The organism is Sulfurisoma sediminicola, from assembly GCF_003865015.1.
GTDB classification, from domain to species: domain Bacteria; phylum Pseudomonadota; class Gammaproteobacteria; order Burkholderiales; family Rhodocyclaceae; genus Sulfurisoma; species Sulfurisoma sediminicola.
Genome location: NZ_BHVV01000006.1, coordinates 100,700 through 119,460 on the forward strand (window position 1 = coordinate 100,700; position 18,761 = coordinate 119,460).

Below are 18,761 nucleotides of genomic sequence, written 5' to 3' on the forward strand. Positions count from 1 at the left end.
CCGGTGCTAAGATGATTGCGTCGCCCCGGCGGGACTGCGAATGGAGGTTCAAGTGATTGCCCTGAACATCAACGATCGCCGGGTCGAGGTCGATGCCGCGCCCGACACGCCCCTGCTGTGGGTGTTGCGCGACCACCTCGGCCTGACCGGCACCAAGTACGGCTGCGGCGTGGCGCAGTGCGGCGCCTGCACCGTCCATCTCAACGGCGCCCCGGCGCGGGCCTGCATGACGCCCGTCTCGGCCGCCGTCGGCCAGAAGATCACCACCATCGAGGGCGCGAAGTCGAAGGCGGCGCGCGCCGTGATGGCCGCGTGGGAGAAACTCGACGTCGTGCAGTGCGGCTTCTGCCAGCCGGGACAGGTGATGTCGGCCGCCGCGCTGCTGGCAAGCAATCCGAAGCCGAGCGACGCCGACATCGACGCCGCGCTGGCGGGCAACCTCTGCCGCTGCGGCACCTACCAGCGCATCCGCGCCGCGATCCACGAGGCGGCGAAGACCCTGTCGGTAGGAGGCAAGTCATGACGACGACCATCGAAAATGTCAGCCGTCGCGACTTCCTCAAGGCCGGCGTCGTCGCCGGCGCCGGTCTCACCCTCGGCGTGTGGTTCGGACCGCACGCCGAGGCTGCCGCGACGTCCGCGGGCGGCGGCATCACCCCCAACGCCTTCGTCCGCATCGGCGCCGACGACAGCGTCACGGTGATCGTCAAGCACCTCGAGATGGGGCAGGGCACCTACACGGGGCTGCCGACGCTGGTGGCCGAGGAGCTCGATGCCGCCTGGTCGCAGATCCGCGTCGAGGGCGCGCCGGCCGACGCCAGGCGCTACAACAACCTGTTCTGGGGCCCGGCGCAGGGCACCGGCGGCAGCACGGCGATGGGCAACTCCTTCGAGCAGATGCGCCGCGCCGGCGCGGCGGCGCGGGCGATGCTGGTCGCGGCGGCGGCGAAGGAATGGCAGGTGCCGGCCGCGAGCATCCGGGTGGCGCAGGGCGTGGTCTCGCACGCCTCGGGCCGGAAGGCGACGTTCGGCCAGCTCGCGGCCAGGGCCGCGGAGCAGGAAGTGCCGGCCGAGGTGAAGCTCAAGGAGCCGGCGGAGTTCATCTACATCGGCAAGCGCGCGCCGCGCACCGACAGCCGGGCCAAGGTGCGCGGCACGGCCATCTTCACCCAAGACGTGCGCCTGCCCGGCATGCTCACCGCGGTCGTCGCCCGTCCGCCGCGCTTCGGCGCGAGGGTCAAGTCCTTCGATGCGGCGCGGGCCAAGGCGGTCAAGGGCGTGGTCGAGGTCGTGGCGATTCCCAACGGCGTGGCCGTGCTGGCCAAGGACTTCTGGTCGGCGAAGAAGGGCCGCGATGCGCTGGCGGTGAGCTGGGACGAGAGCGGGGCCTTCCGCCTCGGCACGGCCGAGATCCTCGCGCAGTACCGCGAGCTGGCGAAGCAGCCGGGCGCGGTCGCGGCGGAGCGCGGCGATGTCGCCAAGGCGCTTGCCGGCGCGGCGAAGGTGATCGAGGCCGACTACGAGTTTCCCTACCTGGCGCACGCGGCGATGGAGCCGCTCAACTGCGTGGTGCGGCTGGCGGACGACGGCTGCGAGGTCTGGAACGGCGAGCAGCTGCAGACCGTCGACCAGTACGCGCTTGCCGGCCTGCTCGGCCTCAAGCCCGAGCAGGTCAGGCTCAACATGCTCTATGCCGGCGGCAGCTTCGGCCGCCGCGGCAACCCGAAGTCGGACTACCTGCTCGAGGCCGCGAGCATCGCCAGGGCGCTGACGGGCGGGCCGCATGCCGGCAAGCCGGTCAAGATGCAATGGACGCGCGAGGACGACATGCGCGCCGGCTTCTACCGCCCGCTGTTCCTGCACCGGCTCAAGGGCGCCGTCGATGCCGATGGCAATCCGCTGGCCTGGTCGCAGCGCCTCGTCGGCCAGTCCATCGTCGCCGGCACCGCTTTCGAGGGGATGATCAAGAACGGCGTCGATGCCACCTCGGTCGAGGGGGCGGCCAACCTGCCCTACGCGATCCCGCACTTCCGCGTCGATCTGCATTCGCCGACGCTCGGCGTGCCGGTGCAGTGGTGGCGTTCGGTCGGCTCGACGCACACGGCCTTCGCCACCGAGGTCTTCCTCGACGAACTCTGCCACGCGGCGGGCAAGGACCCGGTGGCGTGGCGGCGCGAACTGCTCGCCGCCCACCCGCGCCATCGCGGCGTGCTCGACCTCGCCGCCTCGCAGGCGGGTTGGGACAAGCCGCTGGCGCCGGGCAAGGCCGGCGAGAAGCGCGGCCGCGGCATCGCGGTGCATGAGTCCTTCCACAGCTACGTCGCCGAGGTCGCCGAGGTCACGGTCAAGGCCGACGGCAGCTTCGGCGTCGATCGCGTGGTCTGCGCCGTCGACTGCGGCATCGCGGTGAACCCGGACATCGTGCGGGCGCAGATGGAGGGCGGCATCGTCTTCGGCCTCACCGCGGCGCTCTATGGCGAGGTGACGCTGCGCGAGGGCCAGGTCGAGCAGTCGAACTTCACCGACTATCCGCTGCTGCGCGTGCACGAGATGCCGAAGATCGAGGTGCACATCGTGGCCTCGAACGAGAAGCCGACCGGCGTCGGCGAGCCGGGGACGCCGGTGATCGCGCCGGCCGTGGCCAACGCGCTGTTCGCGGCGACCGGCAAGCGCCTGCGCAGCCTGCCGCTGCGGCTCTCGTAGCGTGGATAGCGCCGACCGCCTGACGCTCGACACGGTCCTTGGCTGGCTCACCGCCGGGGATCGCGTGATGCTGGCCACGGTCGCCCGTACCTGGGGCTCGGCGCCGCGCCAGCCCGGCGCCTGGGCGGCGGTGCGCGCCGATGGGGCCGTGGTCGGCTCGGTGTCGGGCGGCTGCATCGAGGCCGACTTGATCGCCCGGGTGAGGAGCGGCGAGTTGCTGTCCGGCCCGGTACGCGCCCTGCGCTACGGCGAGACGCCGGAGGAGGCCGCGCGCTTCGGCCTGCCCTGCGGCGGCAAGCTGGAGATCGTGGTCGAGCCGGCGCCGCAGCGTGATGCCCTGGAAGCGCTGCGCCAGCGGCTGGCGGCGCGGCTGCCGAGCCGGCGCGTGCTCGACGTCGCCTCCGGGCTGAGCACGGTCGAGGCGGCGGCGGCCGACGTCGCGTTCGGCTGGGACGGCGCGCGGCTGCTCGTGCCCCACGGCCCGCGGCTGCGCCTGCTGATCATCGGCGCGGGGCAGATCTCGCTGCATCTGGCGCACCTGGCGCTGATGCTCGACTACGAGGTGCTGGTCTGCGATCCGCGCGAGGAATATCGAACGGCCTGGAACGTTGCCGGCGCGCGGCTCGTCGACGGCATGCCCGACGACGCGGTGACGGCGCTGGCGCCCGATGCGCGCACGGCCGTGGTGGCGCTGACCCACGACCCCAAGCTCGACGACCTTGCCCTGCTCGAGGCGCTCGCCTCGCCGGCCTTCTACGTCGGCGCGCTCGGCTCCTTCCGCTCGAACCAGCGTCGCCGCGAGCGGCTGCGCGAGCATTTCGCCGTGGATGCCGCGGCGCTGGCGCGGCTGCGCGGCCCGGTCGGCTTCCGCATCGGCAGCCGCACACCGGCCGAGATCGCGCTGGCCGTCGCCGCCGAGATGACCGCGGCGAAGAACGGCATCGCGCTGGCCCCTGCCGGCACGGCGGAAAAGGTTATGCAAAGCGGTATCCACCCGGACGGCGCCGGCGACGCCCCGAAGGAAGTCCCCTTGGGGGACACGGTGCCTTGCGCCGCGTGACGGCGCCCGTCGGCATCCTGCTCGCTGCCGGGCGCGGCACGCGCTTCGGCGGCCACAAGCTGCTGCACCCGCTGCCCGACGGCACGCCGCTCGGCGTCGCCAGCGCGCGGGCGCTGTGCGCGGCGCTCGATCGTGTGGTCGCGGTGGTGCGGGCCGACGATGCGGAACTCGCGGCCGCACTGCGGGCGGCCGGATGCGAGACCGTCGTCTGTTCGCGCGCGGAGGAGGGGATGGGCGCGAGCCTCGCCTGCGGCGTCGATGCCACGTCTGATGCTGCCGGCTGGGTGATCGCCCTGGCCGACATGCCCTTCATCCAGCCGGCGACCATAGCTGCCGTGACGGCGGCGCTGGCGCAGGGCGCTTCCATCGCCGCGCCCGTGCTGGACGGCGGGCGGCGCGGCCACCCCGTGGGTTTCGCCGCGAGTTGGTGCGAAGCGCTCCGCGCCCTCTCCGGCGACCGCGGCGCTCGCGAGTTGCTGCATGGGCACCGCGACGAACTCAGGCTGGTCCCGACGGTCGATCCGGGCTGCGTCGCGGACGTCGACAGCCCCGGAGACCTGGCCGGCGCCTGCGCACGTTCATCGCCTTAGGCGGCCCTCGCTTCTGGGCGGCTTGTTGCACGTGCACATCGGAAGTTCTGCATTCCCGGCGCGGCTCATCTATACAGCATAAGGGCCGGGGGGAACCCGAGCCCGACATGCGGCCGTTTTCGGCCGACGTCAGACCAGAGTCCAAAGGAGGCAGGCCATGCAACTCTCAGATTTTCCGGACATGATCGTTTCCGAGGCGAGCGGCTGGGGCGAAGTGGATCGTGCGCACCGCCCCTATCGGTGGTATCTGACGCGGCTGGTGCTGCCGCTTTGCCTGCTGCCGTCGCTGCTCTACGTCTATGCCGAACTGGCCCATCCCGGCGCGGTGCTGCCGCTGACGACACCGGCGCTGACCGGTGCGCAATTGTTCGGCTCGGGATTGGTGCTCTATATCGCCCAGGTGGCCATGGTCGCCTACATGGCGATGCTGATCCAGCGCACGGCGCTGGCGCGTGACCACGATCCCGGCTTCGACGGGGCCTATGCCCTCGCGGCCATCGCGCCGCTGCCACTGTGGCTGGGCTCGCTGGCACTGGCCGTACCCAGCCTGCCTTTCAACATGGCGGTGCTGGTGGTGGCGCTGGGCTCGTCGATCGCGCTGATCCGCCACGGCGTGCGGCCGCTGCTGCATATCGACGACGACCGCACGGCACACTTCGTCGCCGACATGGTGACCATGGCCGGGATGGCGGCCTGGATCGTCCTGCTGATGATGTCCGGCCTCGTGCTGAGCATGCTCTTCGGCCTGCGCTGAGCGGTCGGCACACGCCGCGCGACGCGGCGTGTGCGTTCGGCCGAAAGGCGGCTAGCGGCTGATCGGCTTGTAGCGGATGCGCTTGGGCTTGGCACCTTCCTCGCCGAGCCGCTTGCGTTTGTCTTCCTCGTATTCCTGGTAGTTGCCGGCGAAGAAGGTCCATTGCGACTCGCCCTCGCAGGCGAGGATGTGGGTGGCGATGCGGTCGAGGAACCAGCGGTCGTGGCTGATGACCAGCACGCAGCCGGCGAACTCGAGCAGCGCGTCTTCGAGCGCGCGCAGCGTCTCGACGTCGAGGTCGTTGGAGGGTTCGTCGAGCAGCAGCACGTTGCCGCCGGAGATCAGCGTCTTGGCCAGGTGCAGCCGGCCGCGCTCGCCGCCGGAGAGGTTGCCGACGATCTTCTGCTGGTCGCCGCCCTTGAAGTTGAAGCGGCCGATGTAGGCGCGCGACGGCGTCTCGTACTTGCCGACGGTGAGGATGTCGGCGCCGCCGGAGATTTCGTCGAACACGGTCTTGGCTCCGTCGAGCGCGTCGCGGCTCTGGTCGACGAAGGCGATATTGACCGTCGGGCCGACGACGACCTCGCCGGCATCCGGCGTGTCCTTGCCGGTGATCATCTTGAACAGCGTGGACTTGCCGGCGCCGTTGGGGCCGATGATGCCGACGATGGCGCCGGGCGGGATGCTGAAGCTGAGGTTGTCCATCAGCAGGCGGTCGCCGAAGCCTTTCGAGACGCCGTTGAACTCGATCACCTTGTCGCCGAGGCGCTCGCCGACGGGGATGAAGATTTCATGCGTCTCGTTGCGCTGCTGGTATTCGACGCTGGACAGTTCGTTGAAGCGGGCGAGGCGGGCCTTGGACTTGGCTTGGCGCGCCTTGGGGTTCTGCCGCACCCATTCCAGTTCCTGCTTCATCGCCTTCATGTGGGCGTCGACCTGCTTCGATTCCTGCTCGAGGCGCGCTTCCTTCTGCTCCAGCCACGAGGAATAGTTGCCCTTCCACGGGATGCCGTGGCCGCGGTCGAGTTCGAGGATCCACTCGGCGGCGTTGTCGAGGAAGTAGCGGTCGTGGGTCACCGCGACGACGGTGCCGGGGAAGCGCGTGAGGAACTGCTCGAGCCACTCGACCGATTCGGCGTCGAGGTGGTTGGTCGGTTCGTCGAGCAGCAGCATGTCGGGCCGGGACAGCAGAAGCTTGCACAGCGCGACGCGGCGCTTCTCGCCGCCAGACAGATTCTCGATGCCGGCGTCCCACGGCGGCAGGCGCAGGGCGTCGGCGGCGATTTCCATCTGGGTCTCGACGTCGGCGCCAGCGGTGGCGATGATGTTTTCGTACTTCGCCTGTTCCTCGGCCAGCTTGTCGAAGTCGGCGTCGGGTTCGGCGTAGGCGGCGTAGATCTCCTCGAGCTTCTGCCGAGCTTCCATCAGCTCGCCCAGGCCCGACTCGACCTCGTCCTTGACCGTCTTGGCCGGGTCGAGCTGCGGCTCCTGCGCCAGGTAGCCGATGCGGATGCCGGGAAGGTGCTGCACCTCGCCGTCGTACTCCTTGTCTTCGTTGGCCATGATGCGCAGCACCGTGGACTTGCCGGAGCCGTTGAGGCCGAGCAGGCCGATCTTGGCGCCGGGGAAGAAGGACAGCGAGATGTCCTTGATGATCTGGCGTTTCGGGGGAACGATCTTGCTCACGCGGAGCATGCTCATTACATATTGGGCCATGAATCAGAATCCAGTGAAGAGGAAATCGAGCGCGGCGAGGATTTCGTCGCGTTGGGGGGAAAGGTTGGCGACGGGTTGCTTCAGCATGCGGCGCGGCAAGGCAGCGAGATCCTGGGTCAAAACGATCAGCGCCGTCTCGCCAACGCCGACTTTTGGGTTCAGGCGCAGGATGGGCAGTTGCTCGATGGCTTGCGGCAAGGCGAGCGGCACGACGATGGCCGATGGCAGAGCTCCGAGCAAGTCGCTTTGCACTTCGAGCACATAAGGAATCTCGCCGCGCGTCTTTGGATCGCGATTGGGATAGACGTCGAGATGTGCCATCAGTCTTCGCGCATGAATGTGCGGTAGTTGTCGGAAAAGACGCCATGGCGTTCGATGTGGCGGCCATACGCCGCGATGGCTTCCTTGTTCTGCTCGCGCCATTCGTCCTCGTGGCGTTTCTTGAGCTCGACTTGCAGGGCGGCTTCCAGGGTTTGCGACAGGTTAATCTTGTAGGCGCGGGCTTCTTCGAGCAGGTCGGCGCGCACGCTGAGATTGGCGGCTTTCTTGGCGTTGCCAGTCATTGTGACCTCCTTTGTTCTGTATGCGCATAGATTACGCGCATCATCATTGCGCGTCAATCGGCGACGTCGACAGTCGCGATGACCTGGCCCTCGGCGAGTGTTTCACCCTCTGCGACACGAACCTCGACGATACGCCCGGCCAGCGGCGAGGGAATGTCGAGGGCGACCTTGCCCGTTTCGAGGGTGATCAGGTTGTCGTCGGCGCGAATCGTCTCGCCGGGCTGAACATGCACCTCCTGCACCACGATATCGCCGCTGCCGCAGTCGCCGCAGGTCTCCCAGCACTCGGGATACTTGGGCATGCGGACTTCGCGGATCACGTTCAGGCGATCTTCTCGTCGAGGTTGATGTCGACCATCAGATCGTTGGAGATGCGCTCGAGTTCGGCGGTCAGCGCGCGGGCGTCGAGGTCGGGGCCGGCCAGCAGGTCGATGTCGGCGTGGAACATGATCTCGGCCGACATCGGCGCGCTGGCGATATGGGTCGAGAGTTCCTCGACGTTCACGGCATGGTGCGCCAGCACCTGCGACACTTCCTTGACGATGCCGATGCGGTCGTGGCCGACGAGGCTCAGCTTGAGCCGGCGTCCCGCCGGCGCCGACTTTTCGCCGGCTGCGGTTTCGCCGGAGATCCTGAGGCCCGACAGGCCGGCCAGGGCCGCCTGCAGCGCCTCGGCGCGCTCGGCGGCGATGGCCACCTTGACGATGCCGGCGAACTTGCCGGCGAGGTGCGACATCGACGACTCGAGCCAGTTGCCCTGGTGGGCGGAGATGGCGGCCGAGAGCTTGCCGACGAGGCCGGGGCGGTCGTCGCCGATGACGGTGAGGATGAGGAACTGATCAGCCATTCGAATACTCCTCCATCGGCACGCAGGCGCAGAACAGGTTGCGGTCGCCGTAGACGTCGTCGATGCGGTTCACCGACGGCCAGAACTTGTTGTCGCGCACCCAGGGCAGGGGGAAGACGGCTTCCTCGCGGCTGTAGGGGCGGTCCCAGTCGCCGACGATGTCGGCCTGGGTGTGCGGGGCGTGCTTCAGCGGATTGGCGTCGGCCGGCCATTCGCCGCGCTCGATCCTGCGGATCTCCTCGCGGATGGAAATCATCGCGGCGACGAAGCGGTCGAGTTCGGCCTTGGCTTCGGACTCGGTCGGCTCGACCATCAGCGTGCCGGCGACCGGGAAGCTGACCGTCGGCGCGTGGAAGCCGTAGTCCATGAGGCGCTTGGCGATGTCGATCTCGGCGATGCCGGTGGCGGCCTTGATGGCGCGCACGTCGAGGATGCACTCGTGGGCGACGCGGCCGTGGCTGCCGGTGTAGAGCACGGGGTAGTGGTCCTTGAGTTTCGCCGCGACGTAGTTGGCGTTGAGGATGGCCACCTTGGTCGCCAGCGTGAGGCCCGTGCCGCCGAGCATGGCGATGTACATCCAGGAGATCGGCAGGATCGAGGCCGAGCCGAAGGGTGCGGCCGAAACCGCGCCCTGGCCGGCGTTGGGCCGTCCTTCAGGTCCCGTCGGCTGCACGGCGTGGTCGGCCATGAAGGGCGCCAGATGCGCCTTGAGGCCGATCGGCCCCATGCCGGGGCCGCCGCCGCCGTGGGGGATGGCGAAGGTCTTGTGCAGGTTCATGTGCGAGACGTCGGCGCCGATGCTGGCCGGCGAGGTGAGGCCGACCTGGGCGTTGAGGTTGGCGCCGTCCATGTACACCTGGCCGCCGTTGGCGTGGACGATGGCGCAGATGTCCTTCACCGCCTCCTCGAACACGCCGTGGGTCGAGGGGTAGGTGATCATCAGGCAGGACAGGTTCGCCGCATGCTGCTCGGCCTTGGCCTTGAGGTCGGGGACATCGATGTTGCCGCTGTCGTCGCAATCGACGACGACGACATCGAGGCCGCACATCTGCGCCGTGGCCGGATTGGTGCCGTGGGCCGATTTCGGGATCAGGCAGACGTTGCGGTGGGCCTGGCCCTGCGCCGCCTGGTAGCGGCGGATGGCGACGAGGCCGGCGTACTCGCCCTGGGCGCCGGAGTTGGGCTGCATGCAGATGGCGTCGAAGCCGGTGATGGCCTTCAGCGCGTCTTCCAGCGTGCGGATCATCTCGAGGCAGCCGGCCGCCTGGTCGAGCGGCGCGAAGGGGTGCATGTCGGAGAACTCCGGCCAGGTCACCGGGATCATCTCGCTGGTGGCGTTGAGCTTCATGGTGCAGCTGCCGAGCGAGATCATCGAGTGGTCGAGCGCGAGGTCCTTGTTCTGCAGGCGCTTGAGGTAGCGCAGCATCTCGTGCTCGGTGTGGTGGCTGTTGAACACCGGGTGGGCGAGGATGGCATCAGAGCGGTAGAGGCCGGCCAGCGGGTCGTTGGCGGCGGCCTGGGCGTCGAGGGCGTCGATGTCGACGGCCTTGCCGGTGAGGACCTGAAGAATGGCGGCGATGTCCTCGCGCGTGGTCTTCTCGTTCACCGAGACGCTGCGCAGGTTGCCGGAGACATGGCGCAGGTTGTAGCCCGGCACCTCGTGCTCGCTCTCGAAGCGCACGGTGTCGAAGTAGTTGTGGGTGACGACCTTGATGCGGGCGTTGGTGAGGCCTTCGGCGAGGATGCCGGCGAGGCGGTGGATGCGGCTGGCGATGGTGCGCAGCCCCTGCGGGCCGTGATAGACGGCGTACATGCCGGCCATGTTGGCGAGCAGCACCTGCGAGGTGCAGATGTTGGAGTTGGCCTTCTCGCGGCGGATGTGCTGCTCGCGCGTCTGCAGCGCCATGCGCAGCGCCTTCTTGCCGCGGGCATCGACCGAGACGCCGATGATGCGGCCCGGCACCGAGCGCTTGTGCTCGTCCTTGCAGGCGAAGAAGGCGGCGTGCGGGCCGCCGAAGCCCATCGGCACGCCGAAGCGCTGGCTGGTGCCGAGCGCGATGTCGGCGCCCATGCTGCCGGGCGACTTGAGCAGAACCAGCGCCATCAGGTCGGTGGCGACGGCGCTGATGGCGCCCTTGGTCTTGAGTTCGGCGATGGTTTCGCTGAGGTCGACGCAGCCGCCGGCATCGTTCGGATACTGCAGCAGGGCGCCGAAGACGTCGTGGTGCGATGCCTCCTTGGCCGCGCCGAAGATCAGTTCGAAGCCGAAGAAGCCGGCGCGCGTCTTCACCACGTCGATGGTCTGCGGGAAGGCGCAGCGGTCGACGAAGAAGGCATTGGACTTCGACTTGGATATGCGCCGCGCCATGGTCATGGCCTCGGCCGCCGCCGTGGCCTCGTCGAGCAGCGAGGCGTTGGCCAGCTCCATGCCGGTGAGGTCGATCACCATCTGCTGGTAGTTGAGAAGCGCCTCCAGACGGCCTTGGGCGATCTCGGCCTGGTAGGGCGTGTAGGCCGTGTACCAGCCGGGATTCTCCAGCACGTTGCGCACGATCACCTTGGGCGTCAGTGTGTCGTGGTAGCCCATGCCGATCAGCGACTTCCTGACCACGTTCTTCGCCGCGATCGCCTTCAATGCGGCGAGCGCTTCATGTTCGCGGCGCGGTCCGGGCAGGGCCAGCGGCGCGGCCAGGCGGATGGCCTTGGGCACCGTCTGGGCGATCAGTTCGTCGAGGCTGGCGGCGCCGACCACGGCGAGCATCGCGGCCAGTTCGGACTCATCCTGGCCGAGGTGGCGGGCGATGAATTCGTCGTGCTGCTCGAACGCAGCGAGAGGGGCGGGATTCGACATGGGCGGATTGGGTCAGGCTTCTTCGGCGACTTTGGTGTAGGCCGCGGCGTCGAGCAGCGCGTCGATCTGCGCGGCGTCGGCGGGCTTGAGCTTGAACAGCCAGGCGGCGTAGGCGTCCTGGTTCACGCTCTCGGGCGCGTCGAGCGCGGCATCGTTGCGGGCGACGACCTCGCCGGCGATCGGCGCGTAGATGTCGGAGGCGGCCTTGACCGATTCGACCACGGCGCACTCCTCGCCGGCATTGACCTGGCGCCCGGCCTCGGGCAGGTCGAGAAAGACGATGTCGCCCAGCGCTTCCTGCGCGTGGTCGGTGATGCCGACGGTGACCGAGCCGTCGGCTTCGAGTTTCACCCACTCGTGGGACTTGGTGTATTTCAGATCGGCGGGAACGTTCATTTCATTTCTCCTGAATGAGGACTTTTCCATTGCGCACGAAGGACGGCTTGACCACCTTCGCCCGCAGCAACTTGTCGCGAATCTCGACCTGCACTTCGTCGCCGGGCTTGACGCCGGCCGGTACGCGGGCCAGTGCGATCGACTGGTTCATGCTCGGCGCGAAACTGCCGCTGGTGGTCTCGCCGGAACCTTGGGCGGTGACGACCTTCTGGTGCGAGCGCAGCACGCCGCGGTCGATGAGCACCAGGCCGACGAATTGACGCAGCGCGCCCGCGGCTTGCCGTGCCGCCAGCGCCGACTTTCCGATGAAGTCGCGCGTCGCGTCCTTCATGTCGACCGTCCAGCTCAGTCCGGATTCGAGCGGATTCTGCGTCTCGTCCATGTCCTGGCCGTAGAGGTTCATGCCGGCCTCCAGGCGCAGCGTGTCGCGCGCGCCCAGCCCGGCGGGCTTGACGCCGGCGGCGGCGAGTTTGTTCCAGGCGTCGGCGGCCTGGGCGGCGGGCAGGGTGATCTCGAAACCGTCCTCGCCGGTGTAGCCGGTGCGGGCGATCAGCCAGTCGTTCCACTCGGCGGCCTGGAAGACGATCAGTCCTTCGCTGGCCGCGCGGCTCTCGGGGAATGCAGCCCAGAACTTTGCGCGGGCGTTCGGCCCCTGCACGGCGATCATCGCCAGCTCGGGGCGCGGCGTCAGGTCGACGTTGAAGCCGGCCGTCTGGCTGCGCATCCAGGCGATGTCCTTGTCGGCGGTGCCGGCGTTGACCACGATGCGGTAGTGCGACGGGCTGAAGAAATAGACGATCAGGTCGTCGATGACGCCGCCGTCCTCCTGCAGCAGGCAGGAATAGAGGGCCTTGCCGGGGGTGGTCAGCTTGGCGACGTCGTTGGCGATCAGCCGGCGCAGCCAGGCCTGGGCGTCGCAGCCGCGGACGTCGACGGCGCGCATGTGCGAGACGTCGAACATGCCGGCGTCGCGGCGCACGAGGTGGTGCTCCTCGAGCTGCGAACCGTAGTGGATGGGCATGTCCCAGCCGGCAAAATCGACGATCTTGGCGCCGGCTGCGACGTGGAGGTCATACAGAGGGGTGTGTTTTCCCATGGCTCAAAGGCTTATCCGAAGTTGTTCGCGTTGTTTCGCGGCAATGAAAAAGGGCGAAGGCCTATGATTTACCATAAACCTTCGCCCCATCTGTCCTTGGCGCCTGAGAGATTTCCCCCTTCGGCGGGCGGATAGGATCTCCGCCACTCTTCAGATTGCACTGCGTCGTCGGCCCTTTTGCCTGAGCGGTTCCTGGGCTTTGCGCCTTCGGCGGCAAGCCACCATTCGGTGACCTGCTCTCTCCCGACGACCGCCGTGGATTATGCCGGCCGCCGCGAAGTGATGCAATGGCGGCAGGGTAGAATGCGCAACTTTTCTCCGAGCCACCTTTTGAACGCCGACCTCCACTGCCATTCGACCGTCTCCGACGGCCTGCTCGCGCCGGCCGCCGTGGTGCGTCGCGCCCATGGCAACGGCGTCGAACTGCTGGCGCTGACCGACCACGACGAGATCGGCGGCCTGGCCGAGGCGCGGGCGGCGGCGGATGCGCTCGGCGTGAAGTTCCTCGACGGCACCGAGATCTCGGTGTCGTGGGGCGACGACCAGACGGTGCATATCGTCGCGCTTGGCTTCGATCCCGCCTACGTCCCGCTGGTCCAGGGCCTGGGACAGGTGCGCGGCGGCCGCGACTCGCGCGCCATGCGCATGGCGGAGGAACTGGACAAGGTCGGCATCCACGGCGCCTATGAAGGCGCCCTCAAGTACGTCGGCAACCCGGCGCTGATTTCGCGCTCGCACTTCGCCCGCTACATCGTCGAGCTCGGCCACGCCAGGGACGTCAAGTCGGTGTTCGACTGGTGGCTGGCCAAGGGCAAGCCTGGCTACGTCTCGCACCCGTGGGCCACCTTCGAGGACGCGATGGGCTGGATCGCCGGCGCCGGCGGCATCGCGGTCATCGCCCACCCCGGGCGCTACCGCCTGTCCAGGGCCGAGCTGCACCAGATGTTCGGCGTCTTCAAGGACCTCGGCGGACGCGGCATCGAGGTCATATCCGGCTCGCACAACGCCGAGATGACGAGCGAGTACGCCAACGTCGCGCGCAAGTTCGGCTTCCTCGCCTCGCGCGCCTCGGATTTCCACGGCCCCGGCGAGAGCTACGCCGATCTCGGCAAGCTGCCGCTGCTGCCCGAGGACCTGACGCCGGTGTGGTCGGAGTTCTTCTGATGTCCCGCCGCCGAGCCGCCTCAAGGCGGGACGAGCCAACGATCCGGAGGTCGCGCAATGCGCGACCGAACTTCCGTCACCCCTGCCCTCAGGGCGGGGGTCGGGGGGCGGGGGTTTAGGTGGCACAGTATTTTTCGATTCATCCGGTCCAGCCGCAGCCGCGCCTGATCAAGCAGGCGGCGGAGATCGCGCGCGCCGGCGGGCTGCTGGCGATTCCGACCGATTCTGCCTACGCGCTGGCCGGCCACATCGGCGACGCCGGCCTGCTCGACCGCATCCGCCGCATCCGCGGCGTCGACGAGCGCCACCATTTCACGGTGATGTGTCGCGACCTCTCCGAGATCGCGACCTACGCCCGCGTCGACAACGGCCAGTATCGGCTGCTCAAGGCGACCACGCCCGGCAGCTACACCTTCATCCTCGAGGGCACGAAGGAGCTGCCGCGGCGCGTGCTGCATCCCAAGCGCAAGACCATCGGCCTGCGCGTGCCCGACCATCCGCTGGTGCTGGCGCTCTTGCAGGAGCTGGACGAGCCGCTGCTGACCTCGACGCTGATCCTGCCGGGCGAGGCCGAGCCGCTGTGCGACCCGGAGGAAATCCGCGACCGCCTGGGCAAGCTGGTCGACCTCGTCATCGAGGCCGGGCCCTGCGGTGCGCAGATGACCACGGTGATCAATCTCGCCGACGGCACGCCCGAGCTGGTGCGCGCCGGTCGCGGGCCGCTGGCCCCCTTCGGGTTCGACTGACGGCATGGACAGCCTGATCCAGACGCTGGCGATCTATGCCATTCCGGTGATCTTCGCCATCACCCTGCACGAGGCGGCCCACGGCTACGTCGCGCGCCATTTCGGCGACCCGACCGCATGGCAGCTGGGCCGCATCACGCTCAATCCGATCAAGCACGTCGATATGATGGGCACCATCATCGTGCCGACGATGATCCTGATCGCGAGCAAGATCGCCGGCTCCTCCGGCATCCTCTTCGGCTGGGCCAAGCCGGTGCCGGTGAATTTCGGCCGCCTGCGCAATCCAAAGAAGGACATGCTCTGGGTGGCTGCGGCGGGTCCCGGCGCGAACCTCGTCATGGCGCTTGGATGGGCCGCGCTGCTCAAGTTGTCGGTGTCGATGCCGGAAAGCGTCTACAGCCTGCCCTTGGGCGAGATGGCGCGCGCCGGCGTCAACGTCAATGCCGTATTGATGCTGCTCAATCTTTTGCCGCTGCCGCCACTCGACGGCGGCCGCATCGCGGTGAGCCTGCTGCCGCACCGTGCCGCCTGGCAGTTCGCCAAGCTCGAACCCTATGGATTCGTTATCCTTCTGGTTCTGTTGTTCACCGGCCTGCTCGATTTCTGGCTGATTCCGCTGATGCGGATCTTCCTCATGACCATCAAAGCCCTGTTCGGCTTCTAACCATGTACGCTGAAAAAGTCCTCTCCGGCATGCGCCCCACGGGCCGCCTCCACCTCGGCCATTACCACGGCGTCCTTGCCAACTGGATCAAGCTGCAGCACGAGTACCCGTGCCTGTTCTTCGTCGCCGACTGGCACGCGCTGACGACCAGCTACGACGAGCCCGGCACCATCACCCAGAATGCCATGGACATGGTGATCGACTGGCTCGCCGCCGGCGTCGATCCCTCGCAGGCCACCATCTTCATCCAGTCCAAGGTGCCCGAGCATGCCGAACTGCACCTGCTGCTGTCGATGATGACCCCGCTGGGCTGGCTCGAACGCGTGCCGACCTATAAGGACCAGCAGGAAAAGCTGACGCACAAGGACCTGGCCACCTACGGCTTCCTCGGCTATCCGCTGCTGCAGGCCGCCGACATCTTGATCTACCGCGCCGACAAGGTGCCGGTGGGCGAGGATCAGGTGCCGCACATCGAATTCACCCGCGAGATCGCGCGCCGCTTCAACCACCTCTACGGCAAGGAGCCGGGCTACGAGGAGAAGGCCAGGGAGTCGGTGAAGAAGCTCGGCAGTAAGCGTGCCAAGCTCTACGAGGAACTGCGCACCCGCTTCCAGGAGAAGGGCGAGGAGGAGGCGCTGGAGCAGGCCAAGGCCCTGCTCAACGAGACGCAGAACCTTTCGCACGGCGACCGCGAGCGGCTGTTCGGCTACCTCGAGGGTGGCGGCAAGATGATCCTGGTCGAGCCGGGCGCGCTGCTGACCGAGGCCTCGCGCATGCCCGGCCTCGACGGCCAGAAGATGTCCAAGTCCTACGGCAACACCATCGCGCTGCGCGAGGACGCGGAGTCGATCACCAAGAAGATCCGCACCATGCAGACCGACCCGCAGCGCGTGCGCCGCACCGATCCGGGCGATCCCGAGAAGTGCCCGGTGTGGCAGTTTCACCAGATCTACTCGAACGACGAGGTGCGCAGCTGGGTGCAGACCGGCTGCCGCTCGGCCGGCATCGGCTGCATCGAGTGCAAGCAGCCGGTGATCGAGAGCGTGCTGAAGGAACAGGAGCCGATGCGCGAGCGCGCCAGGATGTACGAGGAGGACCCGCAACTGGTGAAGAACATCGTCGCCGACGGCTGCGAGAAGGCGCGCAAGCTCGCCCAGGAAACCATGCGCGACGTGCGCGAGGCGATCGGCCTGGATTACAACTGAACGACGATGCACGCCGCCGGCTCCATCCCCATCCCCGCCTGGCATCCGCTGCCGCCCGCCGTGGCGCCAGCGCCGACTTTCGACGCCAATGCACCGCACTGGCCGAAGGTGTACGGCGAGTCGATGATGGAGATGCCGCGCGATCTCTACATCCCGCCGGACGCGCTGGAAATCATTCTCGAATCCTTCGAGGGTCCGCTCGACCTGCTGCTCTACCTGATCCGCAAGGCCAACATCAGCGTCCTCGACATCCCGATGGCGCCGCTGACGGCGCAGTACCTCAAGTACGTCGAGGAAATGCGCCAGCACAATCTGGAGCTCGCCGCCGAATACCTGCTGATGGCGGCGATGCTGATCGAGATCAAGTCGCGCATGCTGCTGCCGCGCCCGCCCAAGGCCGAAAGCGGCGAGCCGGAGGACCCGCGTGCCGAGCTGGTGCGCCGCCTGCTCGAATACGAGCGCATGAAGGCGGCGGCCAAGGCCATCGACGAGCTGCCGCAGGTGGGCCGAGATTACGAATGGGTCTCGGTGTGGATCGCCGACAAGGTGGTCGAGCGCCAGCCCGAGGTCAGCCTGAACGACCTGCAGGTGGCGTGGTTGACGCTGATGAAGCAGGCGAAGGTCAAGGCCCACCACCGCGTGCGGCGTGACGAACTGTCGGTGCGCGAGCACATGGGGCACATCCTGCGCCGGCTGCAGGGCCAGGGCTTCGTCGGCTTCGAGCGCCTGTTCGACGTGAGCGCGGGCGTGGCGAGCCTCGTCGTCAGCTTCCTCGCCGTGCTCGAGCTGTCGCGCGAACTGCTCATCGAAATCACGCAGAGCGAGGCGCTGGCGCCGATTTACGTAAGGTCCAGGGAATTCATGGAGTCCGCCGATGCTGCAACTGTACAAGCCTGAAGACTACAAGCGGGTGATCGAAGCGGCCCTGCTGGTCGCGCCCGAGCCGGTGTCGCTGGCCGAGCTCAAGAAATTGTTCGAAGAGGACTTCGACGACGACACATGGCGCACCCTGCTCGACGACCTGCGCCGCGACTGGTCGCAGCGCGGCGTCGAGCTGATCCAGCTGGCGACCGGCTGGCGCTTCCAGACGCGGCCCGAGTATCAGAGCTACCTCGAGCGCCTCAAGCACGACAAGCCGCCGAAGTACTCGCGCGCGGTGCTGGAAACGCTGGCGATCATCGCCTATCGCCAGCCGGTGACGCGCGGCGACATCGAGGACATCCGCGGCGTCGCGGTGTCGCCCAACGTCCTGAAAACGCTGGAATCCCGCGGTTGGATCGACGTCGTCGGCCACCGCGACGCGCCGGGCCGCCCGGCGCTGCACGCCACGACACGAAAATTTCTCGACGATCTCGGGCTGCGCAGCCTGTCCGAGTTGCCGCCACTGACCGAAATCGAACGGGTGATGGAACTTGGAAACACGGAACCCCCAGAACAAGAAGAAGCCGTCGAGCAGCAAGCGTAGCCCGCTGCGGGCGCCGACGAAGCGCACCGCCGATGGCGAGGCCAGGCCCGCGCGCGGCGCAGTCGCGGAGGCGCCGCGTCGCGGCCCTGGCCGCAACCGGCCGCCGGCGGCGCCCGAGGACACGATCAAGCTGCAGAAGGCGCTGGCCGACGCCGGGCTTGGCTCGCGCCGCGAGATCGAGGAATGGATCGGGGCCGGGCGCGTCAATGTCAATGGCGAGCCGGCCCACGTCGGCCAGCGCATCGGCCCCGGCGACAAGGTCAAGGTCAATGGCCGGCTGGTGAGCCTGCACCTCGGCCAGCAGCGGGCGCCGCGCGTGCTGCTCTATCACAAGCCCGAGGGCGAGATCGTCTCGCGCGACGACCCGCAGCACCGCGCAAGCGTCTTCGACAAGCTGCCGCGCATCCGCGGCGGGCGCTGGATCGCCATCGGCCGGCTGGACTTCAATTCCTGCGGCCTGCTGATATTCAGCAGCAGCGGCGAACTGGCCAACCGCATGATGCACCCGCGCTACGCCATCGAGCGCGAGTACGCGGTGCGCCTGCTCGGCGAACTGTCGGAGGAGGCGACGAAGCAGTTGACGAGCGGCATCCAGCTCGACGACGGCATGGCACGCTTCCAGCGCCTCTACCCGACGGGCGGGGAGGGGGCCAACCGCTGGTACGAGGTGACGATCTCGGAGGGGCGCTACCGCGAGGTGCGGCGCATGTTCGAAGCGGTCGGCGTCACCGTCAGCCGTCTGATGCGGGTGCGCTATGGACCGCTGGCGCTGCCGCCGCGCCTGAAACGCGGCCAGATGATGGAATTGTCGCCCGTCGATGTCCAGGCGCTGCTCAAGGCGCTGCCACCCGCGGGTCAAGCCCCGGAAAGTCCAGAAGAATCCGCAACATGATTGCATCGCATCGGCTTATGTTGCTATAATTGTCCTGATTTTTTCGGTG

General features: G+C 67.9%; 20 protein-coding genes and 1 riboswitch. Of the genes, 12 read left to right on the top strand and 8 right to left on the bottom strand.

Features of this window, described 5'->3' with window-relative positions; all coding sequences use genetic code 11:
* The first annotated feature begins 52 nt into the window (after positions 1-52).
* From EJE94_RS09350 to EJE94_RS09370, 5 genes are all read left to right on the top strand, one after another.
* Positions 53-523, top strand: coding sequence for a (2Fe-2S)-binding protein (locus EJE94_RS09350; RefSeq protein WP_121242196.1), 471 nt, complete (start codon positions 53-55; stop codon positions 521-523).
* Entirely contained in the window at positions 520-2,703 is a 2,184-nt protein-coding gene (locus EJE94_RS09355) for a xanthine dehydrogenase family protein molybdopterin-binding subunit (RefSeq protein WP_121240879.1), read from the top strand. Before EJE94_RS09350 ends, EJE94_RS09355 begins: the two co-directional genes overlap by 4 nt.
* A 1-nt stretch (position 2,704) precedes the next feature.
* Entirely contained in the window at positions 2,705-3,763 is a 1,059-nt protein-coding gene (locus EJE94_RS09360) for an XdhC family protein (protein ID WP_207855874.1), read from the top strand.
* Complete coding sequence (locus EJE94_RS09365) at positions 3,760-4,353, top strand: nucleotidyltransferase family protein (protein WP_121242198.1); 594 nt, start codon at positions 3,760-3,762, stop codon at positions 4,351-4,353. Before EJE94_RS09360 ends, EJE94_RS09365 begins: the two co-directional genes overlap by 4 nt.
* Positions 4,354-4,510: 157 nt before the next feature.
* Complete coding sequence (locus tag EJE94_RS09370; RefSeq protein WP_121240881.1) at positions 4,511-5,107, top strand: Yip1 family protein; 597 nt, start codon at positions 4,511-4,513, stop codon at positions 5,105-5,107.
* Between the two features lie 51 nt (positions 5,108-5,158).
* Here the strand turns inward: EJE94_RS09370 and ettA are convergent, their stop codons facing one another.
* From ettA to gcvT, 8 genes are read right to left on the bottom strand one after another with little or no spacing between them, the layout of a single operon-like run.
* A complete protein-coding gene (gene ettA / locus EJE94_RS09375; RefSeq protein ID WP_121240883.1) occupies positions 5,159-6,823 on the bottom strand; it encodes an energy-dependent translational throttle protein EttA in 1,665 nt (554 codons plus the stop codon).
* 3 nt (positions 6,824-6,826) lie between these two features.
* Positions 6,827-7,144, bottom strand: coding sequence for a CcdB family protein (locus EJE94_RS09380; protein WP_165904796.1), 318 nt, complete (start codon positions 7,142-7,144; stop codon positions 6,827-6,829).
* Positions 7,144-7,386 (bottom strand): type II toxin-antitoxin system CcdA family antitoxin, encoded by a 243-nt coding sequence (locus EJE94_RS09385; RefSeq protein WP_121240887.1) that lies wholly within the window; start codon positions 7,384-7,386, stop codon positions 7,144-7,146. Before EJE94_RS09385 ends, EJE94_RS09380 begins: the two co-directional genes overlap by 1 nt.
* A gap of 53 nt (positions 7,387-7,439) precedes the next feature.
* On the bottom strand, positions 7,440-7,706 hold the full coding sequence (locus EJE94_RS09390; protein WP_207855876.1) for a biotin/lipoyl-containing protein: 267 nt from the start codon (positions 7,704-7,706) through the stop codon (positions 7,440-7,442).
* A 2-nt stretch (positions 7,707-7,708) separates the two neighbouring features.
* Positions 7,709-8,233 carry a glycine cleavage system transcriptional repressor gene (locus EJE94_RS09395; RefSeq protein WP_121240891.1) on the bottom strand — a complete coding sequence of 175 codons (525 nt, stop codon included), beginning with the start codon at positions 8,231-8,233 and terminating at the stop codon, positions 7,709-7,711.
* Entirely contained in the window at positions 8,226-11,084 is a 2,859-nt protein-coding gene (gene gcvP / locus EJE94_RS09400) for an aminomethyl-transferring glycine dehydrogenase (protein ID WP_121240893.1), read from the bottom strand. Before gcvP ends, EJE94_RS09395 begins: the two co-directional genes overlap by 8 nt.
* A 12-nt stretch (positions 11,085-11,096) precedes the next feature.
* Positions 11,097-11,480, bottom strand: coding sequence for a glycine cleavage system protein GcvH (gene gcvH, locus EJE94_RS09405; RefSeq protein ID WP_121240895.1), 384 nt, complete (start codon positions 11,478-11,480; stop codon positions 11,097-11,099).
* 1 nt (position 11,481) lies between these two features.
* Positions 11,482-12,576 carry a glycine cleavage system aminomethyltransferase GcvT gene (gene gcvT / locus EJE94_RS09410; RefSeq protein WP_121240896.1) on the bottom strand — a complete coding sequence of 365 codons (1,095 nt, stop codon included), beginning with the start codon at positions 12,574-12,576 and terminating at the stop codon, positions 11,482-11,484.
* 159 nt (positions 12,577-12,735) lie between these two features.
* A riboswitch (glycine riboswitch) is annotated at positions 12,736-12,832 on the bottom strand.
* A gap of 74 nt (positions 12,833-12,906) precedes the next feature.
* Between gcvT and EJE94_RS09415 the strand changes: the two genes are divergently transcribed.
* The 7 genes from EJE94_RS09415 (at position 12,907) to rluB (ending at position 18,712) form a co-directional block, all read left to right on the top strand.
* Positions 12,907-13,740, top strand: coding sequence for a 3',5'-nucleoside bisphosphate phosphatase (locus EJE94_RS09415; protein ID WP_207855878.1), 834 nt, complete (start codon positions 12,907-12,909; stop codon positions 13,738-13,740).
* Positions 13,741-13,859: 119 nt separating this feature from the next.
* Positions 13,860-14,486 carry an L-threonylcarbamoyladenylate synthase gene (locus tag EJE94_RS09420; protein WP_121240899.1) on the top strand — a complete coding sequence of 209 codons (627 nt, stop codon included), beginning with the start codon at positions 13,860-13,862 and terminating at the stop codon, positions 14,484-14,486.
* Positions 14,487-14,490: 4 nt separating this feature from the next.
* Entirely contained in the window at positions 14,491-15,150 is a 660-nt protein-coding gene (locus tag EJE94_RS09425; RefSeq protein ID WP_121240901.1) for a site-2 protease family protein, read from the top strand.
* 2 nt (positions 15,151-15,152) lie between these two features.
* Positions 15,153-16,355, top strand: coding sequence for a tryptophan--tRNA ligase (locus EJE94_RS09430; protein WP_121240903.1), 1,203 nt, complete (start codon positions 15,153-15,155; stop codon positions 16,353-16,355).
* 6 nt (positions 16,356-16,361) lie between these two features.
* On the top strand, positions 16,362-17,252 hold the full coding sequence (locus EJE94_RS09435) for a segregation and condensation protein A (RefSeq protein ID WP_121240905.1): 891 nt from the start codon (positions 16,362-16,364) through the stop codon (positions 17,250-17,252).
* Positions 17,230-17,820 carry an SMC-Scp complex subunit ScpB gene (scpB, locus tag EJE94_RS09440; RefSeq protein ID WP_121240907.1) on the top strand — a complete coding sequence of 197 codons (591 nt, stop codon included), beginning with the start codon at positions 17,230-17,232 and terminating at the stop codon, positions 17,818-17,820. Before EJE94_RS09435 ends, scpB begins: the two co-directional genes overlap by 23 nt.
* The gene (rluB, locus tag EJE94_RS09445) at positions 17,768-18,712 is read left to right on the top strand and encodes a 23S rRNA pseudouridine(2605) synthase RluB (protein ID WP_121240909.1); all 945 of its coding nucleotides are present in this window, start codon (positions 17,768-17,770) and stop codon (positions 18,710-18,712) included. Before scpB ends, rluB begins: the two co-directional genes overlap by 53 nt.
* Positions 18,713-18,761 lie beyond the last annotated feature (49 nt).